The sequence below is a fragment of the Candidatus Eremiobacterota bacterium genome (assembly GCA_031082125.1).
Classification (GTDB): Bacteria; Vulcanimicrobiota; CADAWZ01; order CADAWZ01; family Ess09-12; genus Ess09-12.
The window spans coordinates 101,220-119,245 of sequence record JAVHLM010000016.1 but is presented as its reverse complement, the minus strand read 5'-3'; the positions used below and the strand labels follow the sequence as shown (position 1 = coordinate 119,245).

Genomic DNA, 18,026 nt, shown 5'->3' with positions numbered 1-18,026 from the left:
AGACAATGAAGAAGCCAGTCCCCTTCGTGGAAAACAGGATCCTTTTCGGCCATGCAACGGCGGAGGCCCTCGTGGCCGCGGAGTTTGACGGGAAGCGCGGAATAGAGCTCTTCTTCAGGGAAGGCGCCTTATTGAGAAGCGAAAAGACCGAATTTGATCCCTTTATTCTCGTGGAAGACGGTGCATTTCTTGAAAAGGACGGAAAATCTCTGAAGAAGATCAGGCTGGAAGGGCCCCATGAGCTTCGCACCCTCCTGCTGTTCCCCTCCTGGAAGGAAAGGGAAAAGGCCTTGAAAGAATTGAAAAACAGCGCTGGCGCCGCGCCAGGCTCGTCGCGGGCACCCTTCTATTCGCCCCCCGATGCGGTGCACCAGTTTCTCCTCACGTCAGGCACTACACTCTTCAAAGGCTTCGGCTTCAATGACATCGTGAGGATGCAGCTCGACATAGAGACCTGGTGTGATCCCAATTATGAGTTTCCCAATGCGAAAAGGGACTCCGACAGGATAACAGCCATTGCCCTCTCGGACAACAGGGGCTATGAAGAAGTGCTGATGGGCACTGCAATGGACGAGGCGGCCATGCTCAGAGAAATGGTGAAAATCATCAAAGAGCGGGACCCCGATGTCATAGAAGGGCACAATATCAACAAATTTGATTTTCCCTATATAGAGGAGCGCGCAAAGAAAGCGGCCATCCCCCTCGCCGTGGGAAGGGACGGGAGCGCGCTGCGCTCCCACCCTTCACGGATGACCATCGCGGAGCGGAACCTGCAGTTCCCGAAATACGAAATTTACGGGAGGCACATCGTGGACACGTGGATCCTGGCACAGCTCTACGATGTCTCATCGAGAAGCCTTGAGAGCTACGGCCTCAAAGACATTGCGCGGCACTTCAATGTGACGGCACCTGAGCGGACCTATATCGCGGGAAAGGATATCGCCTCGTACTTCCTGGAAAATCCGGAGACGCTCCGACAGTATGCCCTCGATGACGTGAGAGAGACGAGAAGCATCGGCGAGATTCTCGGGTACTCCTTTTTCCTCCAGGCCCAGATGGTTCCCTTCTCCTACCAGAACACCATCCTGAGGGGAAATGCCACAAAGATAGACTCACTTTTTCTGAGAGAGTATCTCCGCAGGCGCCATTCAATACCCCTTCCCCCGGAGGCACAGACCTTTCCAGGGGGATATGCCGATATTTTCACCAGGGGCCTCATCGACACCATTATTCACTGTGATGTGCAGTCTCTTTACCCCTCCCTCATGCTTGCCTTCAGGCTTTTCCCGGGGAAAGATCACCTGGGAGTCTTCGAGAGCATACTTTCCGATTTGAAGGCCTTCCGCCTTGAAGCAAAAGCCCTCATGAGGGAGGCTTCCCAGGAGGGAACAAGGAACTACTATGAAGCCCTCCAGGGCACCTTCAAGATCCTCATTAACTCATTCTACGGCTACCTTGGCTTTCCCATGGGCCATTTCAGCGACTATGCCGTGGCGGCTCAGGTCACCGCCAGGGGAAGGGACCTTCTCTCCCGCATGATTGAAAACCTCAAGGGCGCGGGATGCACAATCGCTGAAATCGACACGGACGGCATCTATTTCAGCCCGCCCCCCGGCGGGGAGGCCGGCGAAAAGGAGTTCATGGCCATCCTCTCAAGAGACCTCCCTCCAGGCATCACCGTGGAGATCGACGGCACCTATAAAGCCATGTTCTCCTATAAGGTGAAGAATTACGTCCTCCTTGGCGAAGACGGAACGCTCACCATCAAGGGCTCGGGCCTCAAGTCAAGGGGACTGGAGCGCTTCCAGCGAAAATTCATGGAAGAGCTTTTCCTCCTCCTTCTTCAGGGCGGGAAAGAGAGGATCGAGGAGCTTTATCAGCGCTACAGAGCACAGATAGCCGGCCACCAGCTCCCCATAGAATGGCTCTGCAAGACCGAAACCCTCCAGGATTCCCTCCAGGCGTACCAGGAAAAAGTGCGCGAGAAGAAAAGAAATGCCTCTGCCGCTTACGAACTGGCGCTCCAGAGCGCCGAGACCTACTCACCCGGAGACCAGATCTCCTATTATGTCACCGGGACGGGCAGAAAGGTAAAGGTCTTTGACCACTGCGCCATGGCGAGAAAATGGCGCAGCGACAGCCCCGATGAAAATGTGCCCTATTATCTTGAAAAGCTCGACAGGCTCTATGAGAAGTTCAAGCCTTTCATTGACGGCACCTTTCAGGATGGCGGGGAGGAAGAGCCGGAGGAGTCGTGACGGAGAAAGAGGTTCCCCAGTTCCAGAAATTCACCAGGCTGGTGGGAGGAAGCTTCCTGCCTGCCGGGTTCTATGCCCTGGGCGATTATGGCAGGATACTCATTCCCTGGGAAAGCATAGGGCACCTTCTTGCGGTGATTATTGAAAAGGCCCGCAAAGGAGCCTCTTCCCCCCATCTCATCTTCCTGCCCAGAACCATGGAGGCCATCTACTATTTCGACGGCCATTCCGCAGACTATGAGGAGAGCCTCGCAAGGGAGGCCACCGATAACCACGATTACAACCTCAAGCTTTTTATTCGAAAGACCGTTCCCTATCTCACCGAGTGTGTCCTCGATCCTGCTCTTTTCCATTTCATCAAGGGAGGAAGCCATTTTCTCAGAAGGTTTTCCAACCTGAAAGCCCTCGTGGAATACTGCGGCGAGGTGAGTGCCGGCAAGACCGATGAGAGTTCTTTTATGGACCCTGAGACCGATGAGACTGCCTGGGGCTCCCTCGTAAGGCAGAAACACTCGTTCTTTCTGGAAAGGCGCCAGGCCGCGGCATTGATCTGCGAAAGGGGCCTCATGCTTGCCTCAGGGTCACCGGAGGAGCCTGACGAGCTGCCTGCCCGGGACCTGCCCTTTGCCCACACCCTCAGGAATCCTGGAGACTGCTTCAGCACAGCCCAGATGATTGATCCCTACTGCCACTTTCCCTATGCCTGCATGGCGTTCCAGGCGCTCAAGGACACCGACATTCCCGAGGCGATATCCCGCTTTGAGACAGCTGTCTCATTGGTACCTTATCCCATGGGCATTGAAGAGCGGCAAGCCGCCCTGTATTCAGAGCTTATCAGGGGCTTCCTCCCCCACTGCTCCTCTCATGAGATGCTCTTTCCCCTTATCGAGCATTTCCTGGGCTTCTCTCCCCGCCCTCAATTCAGGGAGAGTCTTGTCCTGGCTTACCGATCCCTCAAGGTGTACAGCGCCTGGTATGACCATTACCTGGCGGCGGTCAGGGACATTTCCCATAAGAAATTCGGTGAGTCCCTTCAGCCTCTTGAGAAGGTGATGGAGCTTTACCCTGCCTACCTGTGGGCCCATCACTGGCAGGGCGTGGCCCTTGCCCGGATGGGTCGCCCCGTAGAGGCAAGGCGCTCTTTTGAAAAAGTGGCGAAATCCCTCTATTCATCGCATACTTACATAGAGCTTTACATGCTGCTGAAGGACAGGAGTGATACGCAGCTCCTTTACTACGCGCGTGAAGCCAACCCCCTCTCCTGCTGGCCCTATTATTTCCTTGGAATGGCAGCCCGGCAGTTCGAGAAAGACTTTCCCAAAGCATGTTTCCTTCTCTGCAAGTCGCTTCTGATTGATCCCAAAGGTCCTTTTGCCGGCAAAATCATGGAAGAGGCTCACCAGGCAGCGCCACCGGCCGGCAAGGTCCCGGCTTCCACGAGAAAAGAGCTCGAGCGCGGCGATCTGCTGGGAGGGAAATATCATATCACCCAGATCTTCAAAGGGGGCATGGGTATCGTGTACCTCGCCTATGATGCCATGAAAGATGCACACTATGCGGTGAAGACTTTTCAGGAGCGGTTTCTCTGGGACAAGTCCATTGTAGAGATGTTCCTGAAGGAGGCGCAGACATGGATTCAGCTCGATATTCACCAGAACGTGGTGAAGGCCCTCTTTGCAGAGACCTTCGACGGGAAGCCCTACCTTTTCCTGGAGTGCATAAGGGGAACGGACCTTCAGAAGGTCCTCGAAAAGGGCCCTCTCACCGTGCCCGATGCTCTTGAGTACGCCATCCAGGCAACAGGCGGCCTTCATTATGCCTATGCAAAGCTGGGCATAGTCCATAGAGACATAAAACCCTCCAACTGCCTTATCTCCGAGGAGAACATACTGAAAATCACCGATTTCGGCCTGGCGAAAATCTTCGACAGCCGCATGGAGGAGGAAAGAAAGGCCTCGGGAGGGCGTCTTGAGGGTGACCTGATGCTGAGCTCAAACAGCACCTTCATGGGCACCATCCCCTACATGCCCCCCGAACGGCTTCTCTACATGGAGCCCGGTGATATCCGGTCCGATGTCTATTCTTTCGGTGTGATGCTCTACCAGATGCTTACAGGGAGTCTTCCCTTTGAAGCCGAGAAGCTCATGGAGAACCTGAGCATCGTGATTACCGAACCCGTTGTCCCTCCTCACGAGATAGATCCCCAGATTCCCCACGAAGTGAGCTTCCTTGTGCTTACCTGCCTTCAGCCTGACCCTGCCAGGCGTTTCACCTCCTTCGAGGAGGTGAAAAAAGCTCTGATTCCCCCTTATGAAAAATATACCTCCCGGCAGTTCAGTGAAAGCACGCCGATGAAAGCCCTTTCTTACCGCGACATGGTCAAGAAAGGCCTTTCACTGCTTGAAATAGGGAGATTCCGCGAGGCCCTCGAGAGCTTTTCCCAGGCAATGCAGCTTGATCCCAGAGCTCCCGAGGCCATCTCGGGCAGAGGCTCGGCCCTCATGAAAATGGGGAATTATCGCAAAGCGCTTCAATGCTTCGAGGAAGTGCTTCAAGCCACTCCCCATGATGTGGAGGTACTGAAAAACAAGGGCACGGCCCTTCTGGAGCTTGGGGAGCTCCGTGAAGCCCTCGAGAACTTCAAGACCATAATCACCCTTGCCCCCCGGGACAGCTATTCACTGTGGAAGATCGGCTCAATATACGGCCGGATAGGCAACCCCGGCGACGCCATAACGTTTATCGACAAGGCGCTCTCCCTTGACGGGAAAATGGCCGACGCCCTCATTGAAAAGGGCAGCTACCTGCTGCAGACAGGGCGCTCTCTCGAGGCCACGGCCTGTTTCGATCAAGTGCTGGCCCTCAACCCTACCTCGCAGAGGTGCCTCTTCTACAAGGCCGAGGCACTGATGAAAAACCAGCAGTATGAGGAGACCCTCACCACTTACCGTCTTATCCTTGCCCTGGAGGGGACCAACACCGAAGCGCTCTGGGGCGCGGCTCTCTGCCTTGAAAAGCTCGGCCGTGCCGAGGAAAGCATGCGGTACCTGGACAAGATTCTCATGCTCAAGCCCGATGAGAGCAAGGCCCTTGCCCACAAAGGAAGGATCCTGAGAGCCCGGGGCCTCCGGGAGGAAGCTCTTGAGTGCTACCGGACCACTCCCTGTGAAGAGCTGAAAGACTGCGCCATTCTCATTGAAAAAGGCATTATCGAGCAGGAGCTTTTCCTTCTCCAGGAGGCCCGCCTCTCCTTTGAAAGAGTCATTGAGCTCGATCCCCGCAACAGAGAGGCCCGGGCGCATCTCAACGAGATAGGGGTGCAGAGCGGAATCGGCGGCCTCTATTGGAACCTCTACGAGAGCACTTTCAGGAACCTCACCCGTGGCGAGCTCCATGCGAGGGCCGTAGAATCTGCAGGAAAAGGCAATCACAGGGAAGCCCTCGTGCAGCTTTCACTCCTTACCGAGAGCGGGAGGGCGACAGATGAAACAATCCTTATGAAAGCAAGGTTCCTTGGAAGCCTTGGCCGATTTTCCGAGGGACTGCTGGCCCTTGAAGAGGATATGCCAGGCTCATTCCCCCCCGAATCGGCGAAAGCCGAGAGGGAAAAGCTTGTAAATTCCTACCAGAACAAGAAAAAAAGCAAGGCGGGTCTCTTGGGGAAGCTCTTTTCGGCAACGGACCATGATCCCCTGGCCTTGTTCAGGAAGGCGAAAGGCCTCATCCAGGAAGGGGCACTGAAGGACGCCCAGAAGTTCCTGGAGGATACAGTCCGTGATGACCCCGAGAACAGCCGCTACTGGTATCACCTGGGACTATTCTACGGCATGTCGGGAGTTCTCCCGATGGCCTGCGAAAGCCTTAAGAAAGCCCTGGCCATAGACGGATCGGTGGCCCTTTACTGGAGCTCGAAAGGTGACTTTGAAAAAGCCATGGGGGAGCTCAATGAAGCCCGGGAAAGCTACGAAAAAAGCATCGAGACCAATCCGCTTCACTACAACGGGTGGGCCGGCATGATTTCCCTTTACGAAGACAGAGGTTTTGTGAAAAAAGCCAGGGCTTTCGCCCTGAAGGCCCTGGCGATACTCTCCGACGCACTGGAAATCAACAAGGACATTATGGATTTTCTTCCAAAAAAGGCTTTTCTCGAGCTCTTTCTCGGGCGGCGACGGGCTTCGCTCGCCACAAGCGAGCGCTTCCTCGCGCTGCAGCCTGACAATCCAGAGGCACTGAAGGCAAAAGGCCTCGCATTCCTGACAGGAGGCGCCTACTCTGAGGCGCTCACCCTGTTGAAAACTATCCCCGTCGGTACTCCGGAGTACTGGCCATCGATGTTTCATATCGGGTATGCCCTGGAGCGCCTTGGCGCCCACGATGAAGCCATTGCCGCCTATGACCTGATCCTCGGAGGTCATCCCCTTCACGAATGGACGCTCTTCAGGAAAAGCATGGCACTTGAGGGGAAAGCGATGACAGAAGAAGCGCTCCTCTGCATTGACGGCATTCTGGAGCATAACCCCGATTCTGCTCTCGCCATGAAGGCAAAAGCCTATCTCCTTTACCGCCAGAAAAAATATGCAGAGGCCCTCTGGTGCTTCCAGAAGCCCCTGGAGCACATTCATGACGATTATATCTGCCTGTTCAACTCTGCGGTGCTTGCCCTCAGCCTGGGTCTCGCCGATGATGCGGCCAGGGCCGCGGGGATGCTCCTCCAGATCGATGCCTATGATCACCTGCTGTGGGTCCTTTACGGCGATGCTCTGCTCCTCGGTGGGAAAAGAGAGGATGCCCTCAAAGCTTATGATCACGCCATTGAGATTGATCCCCTGAAGGCCGATGGGTACCTCCACCAGAGTAATCTTTTTTACCGGGAGGGCGAGTTTCACAAAGCCCTTCTCATCATCGAGGAGGCCCTGGAGGTACACCCCACCATGCCCTCTTTACTGAACAACGCTGCCTGCATATATGCCGGCATCAACCGCCCCGGAGAGGCCCGGGAGGCAATCAAGAAAGCCATCCTTTACAGCCCCGGCAGCGAGACTTTTCTCTTCAACAGCGGCTTGCTCTTTATGAGGGACGGGGAGTTCCTCGAGGCAAAAAAAGCATTTGATTCAGCCCTCTACCTTGCCCCATCCTTTATCGACGCTTATGCTGCAAGAGGCCTCTCAGACGAGTTTACAGGCCACCTCAAAGAGGCTGTCAGCTTCTATGATCAGGCCCTCAAGAGAGATACGCGCTCCGGCCTGCTGTGGTTTCTGAGAGGAAAGGCCTACTTTCTCCTGAATCTTTTTGATGAAGCGATCCGTTCTTACTCCCAGGCCATAAAGCTTCAGCCTGAAATGGAAGAAGCATGGCTTCACAAGGCCATGGCTCTCATGAGACTGCAGCGCAGCGGCGAGGCTCACCAGAGCTTTGAGCACTACAAGACACTGCCTTCCCATGGGGAAAAGCATGCCAGCATGGAAGCTCTTGGCGACCTGCCTCCTTCGCCTGCAGGACTGCCCTTTCAGCTGAAAGTGATGGAAACGGGAATTCCCCTCCTGGGAGAACCTGTAAAACTTCTTCTCAGGGAAGGAGATTTCTATCGGTAAAAGAATAGAAAAAGGGGTTGATTCTAGCAAGGGGGCCTCTGATAAGTGAAAACTTTTTATACTTACGATACCGGTGAAAACAAAAATGTGATAAAAGTGCTCACGGGGCTCATCATCATCTCGGCACTCGGGATAGTCGGCTTTGGCATCGCGACACTCCTTGTGAAAAAGGCCTGGGTTATCAACATGAGCTTCTGCATCGTAAGCTTCTTTATCCTTGTGGCTTCCATCCCTGCCAGGAAAAAGCTCACCGAGAGGGTAAAAAATGAGAATCTCGTGGCTCATGACTGGGGTGTGGAATACCTGAATGGCGAGGAAAAGCGCGAGGTGAAGTGGGAAGTGATCCAGGGTATCGACACCCTCGACCGCTCCGGTATTGCCTGGAAACTGAAAGAGCACATTATCTCCGTGGCGAACGAAGTGCCCATTTCATTTTTCTCGAACCTGGAAAATTCCGACTTCCTCGTCAACTACGTGAAGAAGAACCTCAAGAAGCGCGGTGACGGCGACCTGGATGTCAAGTGGGTGAAAGACAAGAAGTAAAAGAGCCCGGGACGGGCAGGCCAGGTTCCTTCTGCTTCTTCAGCCGGACTACATGAATGGTGTCAATAAGAGGCGCCGTGTCACCCTTCAAGAAGGCTTCCAGAATTATCGGAAGAGGCATCGCCGTTCTCCACTGCTTCCAGGAGTAGATCTTCTCAACCGGCGCAAGCTTGAATCCTCTGACGGCGCCGAATTCATCAAAATCGGTCTCGGAGATTATCACTCTGCCCCCCTCCTGGAGGACCCTGTTGAAGTCAACAGGATTGTCAATCTGCTCCACAGGTCGCCCCAGGAAATAGGTGTGTATATAGATCTGAATCCGTACGGCCGCCACTTTTCCCTCCAGATGGGGAAGAGCGCCCTGGGGAAGCCTCTCGAAGGAGTGGTTCCCGATGAAGGGAAGAATGCACAGAAGGGCCGCCCCGTAAAAAAACGCCCCGGCAGAGAGGCCATCTTTCCCCCCGGAAGTTCTCCATGAGGCCAGGAGAGCCACAAGTGCCCCGCCGGCAAGCAGAATATCTCCCCACGTAGTGCCTGTCCTCGCTGCTGCAGCAAAAACAATGAACAGGAGGACAAGAAGAGCCTGAAGTGCTATAATCCCTCTCTTCATTGCGCGATCTGCACCCCATGAACCCGCCATTGCAGAAATAAACACCATGGTGAGGGGAATGGCCGGGATGGTGTAATGCTTGAGCTTTGTGGCGGGCAGCAGGTGCATCACAAGCACTGCCGCTGCCCAGATGAGAGGAACCATAAGCCTTTCTTCCCTGTAAAGCTTTTCTCTGATGAGAATCCACAGTGACGAGATAAGAAGAGGAGTCCACGGGAAAAGATAGATAAGATAGGAGGCAAGAAATGTGTGGACAGGATACCGGATATCGCTGAATTTTCCCAGGTTTTCCCTGACAATGAAAAAGCCGTACCAATGGCTGAATTCGCCCCTCATTGCAAGCACGGCCGGCCACAGAAGCATGAAAAACAGGGCCGCCGCCGCACCTGCGACAAACCAGCCATTCAATATATGGCGATGTCTTTTGAAGATCAGGCAGCAGGTGAAAGCCGCACTCAGTATAATCACCAGTGAAATGGGGCCCTTGATGAGGGTCGATAGACCCCCTGCGGCAAGAAAAGCTACTGTCCAGAAGGGATGGGCAGTGTCAAGCGCCCGGATAAAGCACCATGCAGAGAGAGTAATGAAGAAACAGAGGGGAAGATCCATCATGGCGATCCTGCCATAAATGATAATTCCCAGGCTTGTCGCGGTAAAAAGGGCGGCAAGCACTCCGTCACGCTTTCCGTAAAGATCCTTCGCGATGAGAAAGGCGAGGAGCACCGTGGCAAGGGTAAGGAGCACAATGGGAATCCTGGCCGCCACAAGCGAAACTCCCCCCATCATGAAGCCTGTCATGAGGATCCAGTACACAAGCGGGGGCTTGAAATACGCCTCGCTGCCGCACCACGAGGGGATCCACAGCTCCCCCTTCCCATACATCTCCTTGGCAATGTGGACATAGAGGGACTCGTCGTCAGGATTGAATTCCCTCACATTTGCAATGCTCACGAAAGCAAGCGCCAGCAGCAACAGAAGAAGGAGCGCCCACCGGGAAGGCTGTTTCATGCTTTCTGCCTGCCTCATTCCTTAGTAGGATCCGTTATGGCTTCTCCGCTTATCCGCGCCATACCTTCCCCACGCCGGGGAGTCGTCTGCCCTCAGCGGTGAAAGAAGGATATCCCGCGGCTGCATGGAATATTATGCCTCGTCCGGCTGTAGAAAAAAAGAGCGGCCGAAGATCCAGCGCCCTTTGACAGGGGAGAAAGCTATGAAAAGAACCGACTTTGGGAAAATGACCCGCCCTCTTGTTTTCCTCATGCTTGTATTCTCCATGGCCCTTTTTGCGGCGCTCCAGGGAACCCAGGGATGCACTTCAAAGACCGGCCTTGATTCCTCAGCCCTTCAGCACTCCTTTCCCCCGTCGGGAGGCCCGTCACAGGCTTCCCCGACACCGCCCAAGGCATCACCGGCTCTGCAGGACCCTCATTCGGCAAAGGTCTTTTACGCAAATTCGGTAAAGGATCCCGAGGTGCTCAATCCCGAGATAACCTATCCCATTGAAATAGGCCTGGCTGCTGATAAGGACGAAGAAGCGGTAAAAAAGCTCATTGACGAGCTTATCAAGGGCCCTGCCGATCAATTCAAAAAACAGGGCTATTATACCACCCTCCCTCCCCACACAAAGCTCAATTCAGTAAAAATAGAGCAGGGCATGATCCAGGTGGACTTCAACGACAGGATTAACGAGGGAGGGGGAAGCTGCGAGATGGACCAGCGCCGCTCCCAGATTGAGAACACCCTCAAGAATCTCCCGGGAAACCCGGTGAAAAAAGTGGTCATATCGGTAAACGGTGACACGCAGAACGTGCTGCAGCCGTAAAATCAGTGAAAGGACTCATATGAGCGAAAACCCCTCATTGATGAGCAGACGGGACTTCCACCGCCTCATGGCAGGGAGTATTTCCGCTGCAGCCTTTTCGGCCGTCTGGGGAAGGCTTTCGCCGCATAAAGCCTTCGCCGACGAAGAGCTCATCCTCGAAAAGAGAAGGATGGGCAATATCGGCCTGAAAGTCACGGCCGTCTCCTTTGATGCGTCGCGCCTGGAAACGACGGGATGGTCGCCCTTGCAGAGCGCTCTTGAGAAAGGCATCAATTTTATCGATACCTCGCCTGCCTATGGGAAAAGCGAAGAGATTATCGGTGAGAATCTGCTGAACTGGCGGGACAAGGTGATGCTTTCAACGCGGTGGCTCACCGACGGGAAAGCCTCTCCCGAGGACCTGATGCTCTCCTTCGAGAGAAGCATGAAGCGGCTCAGGACGAAATATATCGACGCCGTCATCGTCCACGAGGTGAAAAAGCTCGATCAGCTCAAGTGCCGCGGCGTCCAGGCAGCCTTCAACGAGCTCAGGAAGCAGCAGAAGGTGGGCTACCTCGGCCTCTCCCTGCGTGAGTACCAGGAGGAGAGCGGCGAGGAGAGCCCAGAGGAGATCTTCAGGGAGCTCTTCAGGATGAGCGGCTTCGATATCCTGATCCTGGAATACTCGGTAAGTAATTACAAGACCCTGAGAAGCCTTGCAGAGAAAGCGGGCCGGAAGGGGATCGCCGTCTTTGCCTCCCATGTGACGGAGAAGAACCTGAGCCAACCTTCGCTCACCAAGCGCCTCATCGCGGGAAAATTCGGCCAGGACCTCTTTTCGGCCTCGATAAAATGGGTTCTCACCGAAAACGGCATCTGCAGCGTGCTGGTCCCCCTCGAGAGCTCCGAAGAGGTGGACAAGGCCGTCACCGCGGCGAGCGTTGAAGACTGACGAACTCGGCTATCCTGTCCATTCCCTCCCTGATATCTTCCAGTGACGCCGAGTAGGTGAGCCTCACGTGCTCATCGGAGCCGAAGCCCACTCCCGGGATGAGGGCGACTTTCATCTCTTCAAGAAGGCGCTCGGCAAAGGCAAATGAGCCATTGAGCTTTTCATGGTAAAGCGCCGCCACTCTCGGGAAGGTATAAAAGGCCCCGGGGGGAAGAGGACACTCGATGCCCTCTATAGCATTCAGCCTCTCCACCATGTAGTTCCTGCGTTTTTCAAACTCCCTCACCATGACCGTGACAGAATCCTGGGAGCCTTTGAGGGCTTCAAGGGCTGCCTTCTGCGAGATCGAGGAGGTGTTTGAAGTCTGGTGATCCTGCACCATTCCCATAGCCTTGATAATCGCTTCAGGGGCGGCGGCATAGCCCACGCGCCAGCCGGTCATGGAGTAGGTTTTTGAGAAGGCGTTTATGGTGATGGTGAGCTCCTTCATCTCCGGGCCGAGGGAGGCAATGGAGTGATGGATTCCGCTGCCGTAAATGAAGCGCTCATAGACCTCATCGGAGATGACCAGAAACTTCCTCTCGAGGGCGAGGGCAGCAATACCCTCGATGGTTGCCCTCTCCAGGACCGCTCCCGTGGGGTTGTTGGGGGAGTTGATGATGAGCATCCTGGTCCTGGGCGTAAGGGCGCCTTTCAGCTTTTCAAGATCAAAGCCGGTGACACCTGTGTTCAGGATTACTGGCTTGCCGCCCGCGAGCTTCACCTGCTCCACGTAGCTTACCCAGTAAGGTGAAGGGATTATCACCTCGTCACCGCTGTTGATGGTGGCCTGGATCGCGTTGTAAAGCGCCTGTTTGCCGCCGCAGGTCACTATGACATTTTTCTTTGTGTACTCGATGCGGTTTTCATGCCGGAATTTCTCGCAGAGAGCCTCTTTCAGCTCATCAATGCCCGATGTGGCCGTGTACTTGGTGAAACCCTGGGCGATGGCCTGCACCGCTGCATCCTTGATGTTCTGGGGCGTATCAAAATCGGGCTCACCGGAGGCCATGATGATGACTTTCTCACCTTGTGCCTTCATTGCTTTCGCCTTCGCGGTGATGGCAAGCGTCATGCTCTCTTCAAGTTCTTTGATTCTCTCGGCGATCATGGTATCACTCAGTCCTTCCTTGTATTTTCTCTATCCTGCGAGCTTTTTGGCAGCCTCCTGAACGAGAAGAATTGCATTCCTGAACTCATCGCGCATGGAAGCGCCCATGGAGCGCTCAAGCTTTACCATATAAGGAGAATTGCAGTAATCATCGCACATCTTGCAAAGGCCCTCGCTTATCTTTGGGAAATTCAGCGGGCCTCCCCGGCGGTCCTTGCCTGCCTTGAGGCTTCTCGTCACCGTGTCCAGGCTCACCCTCGAATTGTCTATCCACTTCCTGAGCTGGTGCTGCACATCAGTCTCAGAGTGCTCGCCGGAGAATCCCTTGCTCAGCACCCTGGAGATCTGCCCTTCCGCCTTCTGAAGCGAAGCACTGGCCTCTTTCTGCGAAGGGGTGAGGCCCGTGCCCCCCTTTCCCTTACCGAAAAGACTTCCCATAGTTGAACCCCCTCTCATTGCCAGGAACACAGCGGTAAATTCACTGGCAATTCCCAATGAAGTATTCCAGGCCCGGCACCTTCAACCCTTCTCCCTGCCGCGGAGAGCCTCTGCGGCCCCTGAGAGCGCCACCTGCACCAAAAAGGGATTTATGCCGCGGTGATGAATGGAATGAGAATTACATGGGAGAAAAAGATGAAGCAGAGAATCTCGCGGCGCACCTTTCTTCTGGGGATGGCAGCCCTCCCCCTGATAAGCGCCCTTCCTCAGGGCAGGGAGGAGGGAAAGGCTATGACGATTGATGTGCGCGCCCTCGTACGAGAGGCATCTTCAAAAATCCAAGGGAAAAAAGTTGTCGCCATAATTCCCGACAGCACGCGGTCGGGGGGAAAGCATATCGGTGAAGGCCTGAGAGGTCTCTACGATGCAAAAGCGGTAGAGCTGGAAAAGCTTGTGGCACTTGTGGCGCTTGGCACCCACGGGGCCATGGCTTTGCCTGATATTCTGAAATACCTCTGCATCTCAAAAGAAGAGCACCTTGAGAGGATGCCAAAGCTTGCCTTCCTCAACCATGAGTGGGGGAATCCATCAGCATTCGCCGAGGTGGGTACCGTGAGCGCCAGGGAGTGGCTGAGACTCTCCGGGGGGGCTATGGACCTCAGGGAGTTCCGCCGCGGTGAAGGAGTGAAAGTCAGGTTCAATAAGATTGCCGCCGAAGCCGATGACATTGTTATCATGGGGCCTGTCATCCCCCACGAGGTGGTGGGATGCTCAGGCGGACTCAAATACTGCTCTCCCGGAATCGGTGACCCGGAGCTCACGGGCTGCACCCACTGGCTCGGAGCGGCCCTCACCATCCCGGAGGTCATTGGAAGGATCGCCACGCCGGTGAGGGAGGTGATAACTCACTGCGTGAGCCTCATGAGGGGACCAAGAAAGCACGCCCTCACCCTGGTGCCCGATGGCGAAACGCTCCGCGGGGCTTATTTCGGATCCGCCGAGGAAGCCTATCTGCAGGCTGCAAAGCTCACCGTGAAAGTGAATATCGAGTATACCGGGAGGAGGTACAAAAAGGTGCTGGCCCTCCTCGATCCCCGTTACGATGAGCTATGGACCGGCGGCAAGGGGAGCTACAAGCTCATCCAGCTTGTGGAGCCCGGGGGGAAGCTTGTCATCTATGCCCCCCACCTCTCCACAATCTCCAGGACCTGGGGGCGTGGCATTGAGAGCGTGGGCTACCACTGCCTCGATTTCATCAAGGCCCGCCTCGGGGATTACCTTGAGAAGGGAATAAATCCCTGTGTCCTCGCCCATGTAACCCATGTGTACGGCCCCGGAACCTGTGAAAATGGCATCGAGACGCCTTCAGCAGTCCACCTTGCCACGGGCCTCAGCGCTGAAACCTGCAAAAAGATAAATCTCCGGTACATTGACCCTGCCGTGATAGACATCGAGGCCTGGCGGAAAGACCCTGACACCTACGTGGCGGACCATGCCGGGGAGCGCCTTGTCCTCCCCGGTAAAGGACCCGTATGACGACTTGATTATCGCTTTAATAAGCTTTGTAGAGAGAGTCCAGGGGCAATTCTCCCGGCCAACAGATTCTGTCTGTGTTCCGGTGCACCCATAGGGACAGAATCAAACGTTGGCTGAAGAGGAGAATGGCCCCTGGCCTCCCTGCACACCACAACCGGAGCCTCTTGCATATTTCATGGCGATACCCTATAATAAGAGAACAGGATAGATGACAAGAGGGAAGAAGGTACTATCCCATGGGATCACTTGAGCAGGTTGGCTACGGGTTTCCGAAGGGGAATGCCGCCGATCTTAAGATGCCCCCCGCCCCTTCACCGCAGCAGCCTCAAGAGCAGCGGGTGGAGATGCGGGGTGACGAGTCCCATATCGGCGGGATCGCGCCCCGCCGTGATCAGCCCGGTACCTCCCGCGTGGAAAGCCGCCCTGATGAGCCGCAGACGCCCAATGAAGACCGTGGCGTCCCCATAGGCGTTCATAACGGCTCGCCGGTTCATATGAGGACAAGTTCCAGGGGGGAAGCCGAGTACAGCTGCGGAGGCACCTGGAGCAAGAGCCCCCCGCCGACCCTTTCAAAAAGCAAGATCCGCATGGCCCTTGAAACACTTCACACCATGGGGATAGACACGCAGTCGTATGAAAAAAGCCTCACCACTTATGAGAATTACGCCGCCCCGGTGAGCCTCATTGCGGAAGACGACTTCCAGCATTCCCTTGACCTCCTCGTGAGCCTCAGGGATGAAAAAAATAACGGCGCCCCGAAAAGGCGCCACCATATCCAGGAAGCCCAGGGAGCCCCCCTCTTCATCTCCAACCCCTCACTGGAGAACACTTACCAGGGGCTCTGATCCGTCACGGCACCACTCATTCATCCCCGATAAGGTTCTGCTGCAGGAGATATTCCTTCACTACCTGGCGAATGCGGACTCTCACCGCGTCGGGGAGATCCTCGCAGGCATTGTCCCTGCATATCTGTACCGTGGTTCTGGTGGTGCGGATGACAATCCTGCAACGCTCACAGCTCCCCATATGAGCCTCAATCTGGCTGCAGCAATGGGACTGCGCCTCCCCGTCCAGGAATTCCCCAAGCATACAGAGGATATTATGGCATCTATGCTCTTCCACTTTTCCCATCCTTGAAATATTCGCTCAGATATTCCCGCATCAGGAGCCGGGCGCGAAGGATTCTGGACTTGACTGCGGGAAGGGAGAGGCCCAGGATAGTGGCGACCTCCTGGTTGGAGAGGCCGTCGATGTCCCTCAGCCAGAAGACTGTCTGGTAGGTGTCGGGCAGGGAGTCAACGGCATCCTTCAGGATGCGCCTGAGTTCCTGCTTTTCATAAAGGTCCTCGGGATTCTTGCTCCAGTCGGCGATATCCCTCGGGATCTCCTCACCGTCAAGCTGCAGGGGCTCATCAATGAAAACCCTCGATATCTGCTTCTTTTTCCTGAGCTTCATGAGGGCAAAGTTGGTGGCCACTTTGTAGATCCAGGTCTTGAAGCTTGACTCTTCCCTGAAGCCGTCAATGTTCTTGAAGACGCTCAGGAAGGTGTCCTGGAGGATCTCCTCGGCCTCCTGGGGACTCTTGGTGATCCTGAGGGCAAGGTTATATATCCCCTTCTCATAGCGCTTCATGAGCTCCTCAAAGGCCCTGTAGTTCTGGGCCTTGGCCTGGGAGACCAGTTCCTCGTCGGAGGAGGTGCTTGGAATAACCTCGTTCATTTGATAATCCTGTTCATCTCATGGTAGGGATACCGGGAGCGTTGGATTCTTTCTTCTTCAAGGCTCTTGATTTTCTCCTGCAATGCCCCTATTTTTTCTTTGAAAGCCTTTTCGTTGGGATCAAGCTTCATCAATGCCTCATAGTTCCTGGCGGCCTCGTCCCACTCCTCAAGGGCTTCGCAGCTCATCGCCGCAAGCTCGAAGGCCTTTTCGCACTTGCGGTCCTGGGCCTGCGCCTTGAGAGCCCACTCCAGGGCCGTCTCATAGCTCTCCTTTCCGTACTGGATCATCCCCTCGCTGAGGAGGCCAAGGGGGGTGCCGCTTCCCATGTCCTTGAGCTTCCCGAAGGAGCGGAGGGCCTCTTCCTTCTTTCCCTCGCCGTATTGTATCCAGGCGAGGCTGAACTGGTAGAGGGGGTTCTGGGGCTTGAGGGAGATGGCCTTTTCAAGAGCCTTTGTCCCTTCATCCTTTTTGTCTATTAGATAAAGGGCAAGTCCCATGTTGTAATAAGCGGGGGCATAGGTCTTTTCCAGGGTCAGGGCCTTCTTCCACTGGTCAATGGCTTTCGGCAGGTCACCCTCCTTGTAGAGGATGACGCCCATCCCATAATAGGCCTGGTAGAAGTTATGATCGCTGTTTATCACATATTGAAGCTGCTCCTTTGCCTTTGAAAACTGCTCCTTCTCCATCAGTATCGTGGCAAGGTAGAGCCTGGCCGTGTCAAAGCGGGGCTCCTGCCTGATAACCTGCTCAATGCACTTCTGGGCGTCATCATAGTTATTCTGGAATAAATAGGTGAGGCCCAGAAGGTACATTGCATCGCTGTAACGCCCTTCTATCTTGAGGGCCTCCTTGAATTCCTTCTCTGCCTCGCCATAGCGCCCGCTTTCAAGATGGTTTTTCCCCACCTTGTAATGGTTGCGCGCCGCCACCGACTGGGGAAATACTGGTGAAGCAAGCAGCACGACAATGAAAAGGGCAAGAAAAAATGCGATTGCACTGCGGGCCATATGGGCTCTCCTGATGCTATTCTTCGGTGCTCCCGTAGCGAGGGAGGTTGGGGTGCCCCAGGAACTTTATCCTGAAGAGGTTGTTGATTTCCCTCTCGATGAAATCCGCGTTCAGAAAAAGGGTGTAAAGGGAGCTGATGCTTGATTTCTCCGTCCTGGTCGTCACGATCAGCACAAAGCCCTCAAGGTCAAAATAGTACTTCAGCCCCACCTCCCTCTCACCCTGGGGCGTGGCATAGACCGTGATAAGGCGGGCCTGGGCCTCCTTGAGGCGCGATGCCACGGCGGTAAACTGCGATGAGGTGCATTCCCAGTGGACCCTCTTCTTCCCGTCGGGCTCACTCTCAAGGGTGGTTATCATGCCTTTATCTTCCCGCATGGAGCTCTCGCCTCCCTCTTCCTGAGCTGATTGAACGG

At 55.0% G+C, this 18,026-nt stretch carries 14 protein-coding genes; 7 read left to right on the top strand and 7 right to left on the bottom strand.

What is annotated here, in order from left to right:
• The first annotated feature begins 5 nt into the window (after positions 1-5).
• Genes RDV48_17825 through RDV48_17815 form a run of 3 tightly spaced genes read left to right on the top strand, consistent with a single transcriptional unit; the run spans position 6 to position 8,392 of the window.
• Positions 6-2,258: a DNA polymerase domain-containing protein gene (locus RDV48_17825; GenBank protein ID MDQ7824665.1), complete on the top strand. Its 2,253-nt coding sequence runs from the start codon at positions 6-8 to the stop codon at positions 2,256-2,258.
• Entirely contained in the window at positions 2,255-7,849 is a 5,595-nt protein-coding gene (locus RDV48_17820) for a tetratricopeptide repeat protein (GenBank protein MDQ7824664.1), read from the top strand. The genes RDV48_17825 and RDV48_17820 overlap by 4 nt, the downstream gene beginning before the upstream one ends.
• Before the next feature lie 45 nt (positions 7,850-7,894).
• On the top strand, positions 7,895-8,392 hold the full coding sequence (locus tag RDV48_17815; protein ID MDQ7824663.1) for a hypothetical protein: 498 nt from the start codon (positions 7,895-7,897) through the stop codon (positions 8,390-8,392).
• Here RDV48_17815 and RDV48_17810 read toward each other — a convergent pair.
• Positions 8,367-10,010, bottom strand: a complete 1,644-nt coding sequence (locus RDV48_17810) for a glycosyltransferase family 39 protein (GenBank protein ID MDQ7824662.1) — start codon at positions 10,008-10,010, stop codon at positions 8,367-8,369. The two genes, RDV48_17815 and RDV48_17810, sit on opposite strands and share 26 nt — an antisense overlap.
• A 202-nt stretch (positions 10,011-10,212) precedes the next feature.
• On the opposite strand from RDV48_17810, the gene RDV48_17805 reads away from it, so the two are divergent.
• Positions 10,213-10,824: a GerMN domain-containing protein gene (locus RDV48_17805; GenBank protein ID MDQ7824661.1), complete on the top strand. Its 612-nt coding sequence runs from the start codon at positions 10,213-10,215 to the stop codon at positions 10,822-10,824.
• Positions 10,825-10,843: 19 nt separating this feature from the next.
• On the top strand, positions 10,844-11,755 hold the full coding sequence (locus RDV48_17800) for an aldo/keto reductase (GenBank protein MDQ7824660.1): 912 nt from the start codon (positions 10,844-10,846) through the stop codon (positions 11,753-11,755).
• On the opposite strand, the gene RDV48_17795 is transcribed toward RDV48_17800, so the two are convergent.
• Together RDV48_17795 and RDV48_17790 are read right to left on the bottom strand one after the other, a co-directional pair.
• Complete coding sequence (locus tag RDV48_17795; GenBank protein MDQ7824659.1) at positions 11,730-12,905, bottom strand: pyridoxal phosphate-dependent aminotransferase; 1,176 nt, start codon at positions 12,903-12,905, stop codon at positions 11,730-11,732. The two genes, RDV48_17800 and RDV48_17795, sit on opposite strands and share 26 nt — an antisense overlap.
• 30 nt (positions 12,906-12,935) lie before the next feature.
• Entirely contained in the window at positions 12,936-13,343 is a 408-nt protein-coding gene (locus tag RDV48_17790) for a hypothetical protein (GenBank protein MDQ7824658.1), read from the bottom strand.
• 195 nt (positions 13,344-13,538) lie between these two features.
• Between RDV48_17790 and RDV48_17785 the strand changes: the two genes are divergently transcribed.
• Both RDV48_17785 and RDV48_17780 read left to right on the top strand, forming a co-directional pair.
• Positions 13,539-14,879, top strand: a complete 1,341-nt coding sequence (locus RDV48_17785) for a lactate racemase domain-containing protein (protein MDQ7824657.1) — start codon at positions 13,539-13,541, stop codon at positions 14,877-14,879.
• A 236-nt stretch (positions 14,880-15,115) separates the two neighbouring features.
• Positions 15,116-15,724: a hypothetical protein gene (locus RDV48_17780; protein MDQ7824656.1), complete on the top strand. Its 609-nt coding sequence runs from the start codon at positions 15,116-15,118 to the stop codon at positions 15,722-15,724.
• 16 nt (positions 15,725-15,740) lie between these two features.
• On the opposite strand, the gene RDV48_17775 is transcribed toward RDV48_17780, so the two are convergent.
• Genes RDV48_17775 through RDV48_17760 form a run of 4 tightly spaced genes read right to left on the bottom strand, consistent with a single transcriptional unit; the run spans position 15,741 to position 17,988 of the window.
• Positions 15,741-16,001: a hypothetical protein gene (locus tag RDV48_17775; protein ID MDQ7824655.1), complete on the bottom strand. Its 261-nt coding sequence runs from the start codon at positions 15,999-16,001 to the stop codon at positions 15,741-15,743.
• A complete protein-coding gene (locus tag RDV48_17770; GenBank protein MDQ7824654.1) occupies positions 15,988-16,599 on the bottom strand; it encodes a sigma-70 family RNA polymerase sigma factor in 612 nt (203 codons plus the stop codon). Before RDV48_17770 ends, RDV48_17775 begins: the two co-directional genes overlap by 14 nt.
• A complete protein-coding gene (locus tag RDV48_17765) occupies positions 16,596-17,609 on the bottom strand; it encodes a tetratricopeptide repeat protein (GenBank protein MDQ7824653.1) in 1,014 nt (337 codons plus the stop codon). Before RDV48_17765 ends, RDV48_17770 begins: the two co-directional genes overlap by 4 nt.
• A gap of 16 nt (positions 17,610-17,625) precedes the next feature.
• Entirely contained in the window at positions 17,626-17,988 is a 363-nt protein-coding gene (locus RDV48_17760) for an NADH-quinone oxidoreductase subunit C (GenBank protein MDQ7824652.1), read from the bottom strand.
• Positions 17,989-18,026 lie beyond the last annotated feature (38 nt).

Coding starts and splice junctions, on each gene's coding strand:
- RDV48_17825 (MDQ7824665.1), top strand. CDS start 6: ATGAAGAAGCCAGTCCCCTTCGTGGAAAACAGGATCCTTTTCGGCCAT.
- RDV48_17810 (MDQ7824662.1), bottom strand. CDS start 10,010: ATGAAACAGCCTTCCCGGTGGGCGCTCCTTCTTCTGTTGCTGCTGGCG.
- RDV48_17805 (MDQ7824661.1), top strand. CDS start 10,213: ATGAAAAGAACCGACTTTGGGAAAATGACCCGCCCTCTTGTTTTCCTC.
- RDV48_17800 (MDQ7824660.1), top strand. CDS start 10,844: ATGAGCGAAAACCCCTCATTGATGAGCAGACGGGACTTCCACCGCCTC.
- RDV48_17795 (MDQ7824659.1), bottom strand. CDS start 12,905: ATGATCGCCGAGAGAATCAAAGAACTTGAAGAGAGCATGACGCTTGCC.
- RDV48_17790 (MDQ7824658.1), bottom strand. CDS start 13,343: ATGGGAAGTCTTTTCGGTAAGGGAAAGGGGGGCACGGGCCTCACCCCT.
- RDV48_17785 (MDQ7824657.1), top strand. CDS start 13,539: ATGAAGCAGAGAATCTCGCGGCGCACCTTTCTTCTGGGGATGGCAGCC.
- RDV48_17780 (MDQ7824656.1), top strand. CDS start 15,116: ATGGGATCACTTGAGCAGGTTGGCTACGGGTTTCCGAAGGGGAATGCC.
- RDV48_17770 (MDQ7824654.1), bottom strand. CDS start 16,599: ATGAACGAGGTTATTCCAAGCACCTCCTCCGACGAGGAACTGGTCTCC.
- RDV48_17765 (MDQ7824653.1), bottom strand. CDS start 17,609: ATGGCCCGCAGTGCAATCGCATTTTTTCTTGCCCTTTTCATTGTCGTG.
- RDV48_17760 (MDQ7824652.1), bottom strand. CDS start 17,988: ATGCGGGAAGATAAAGGCATGATAACCACCCTTGAGAGTGAGCCCGAC.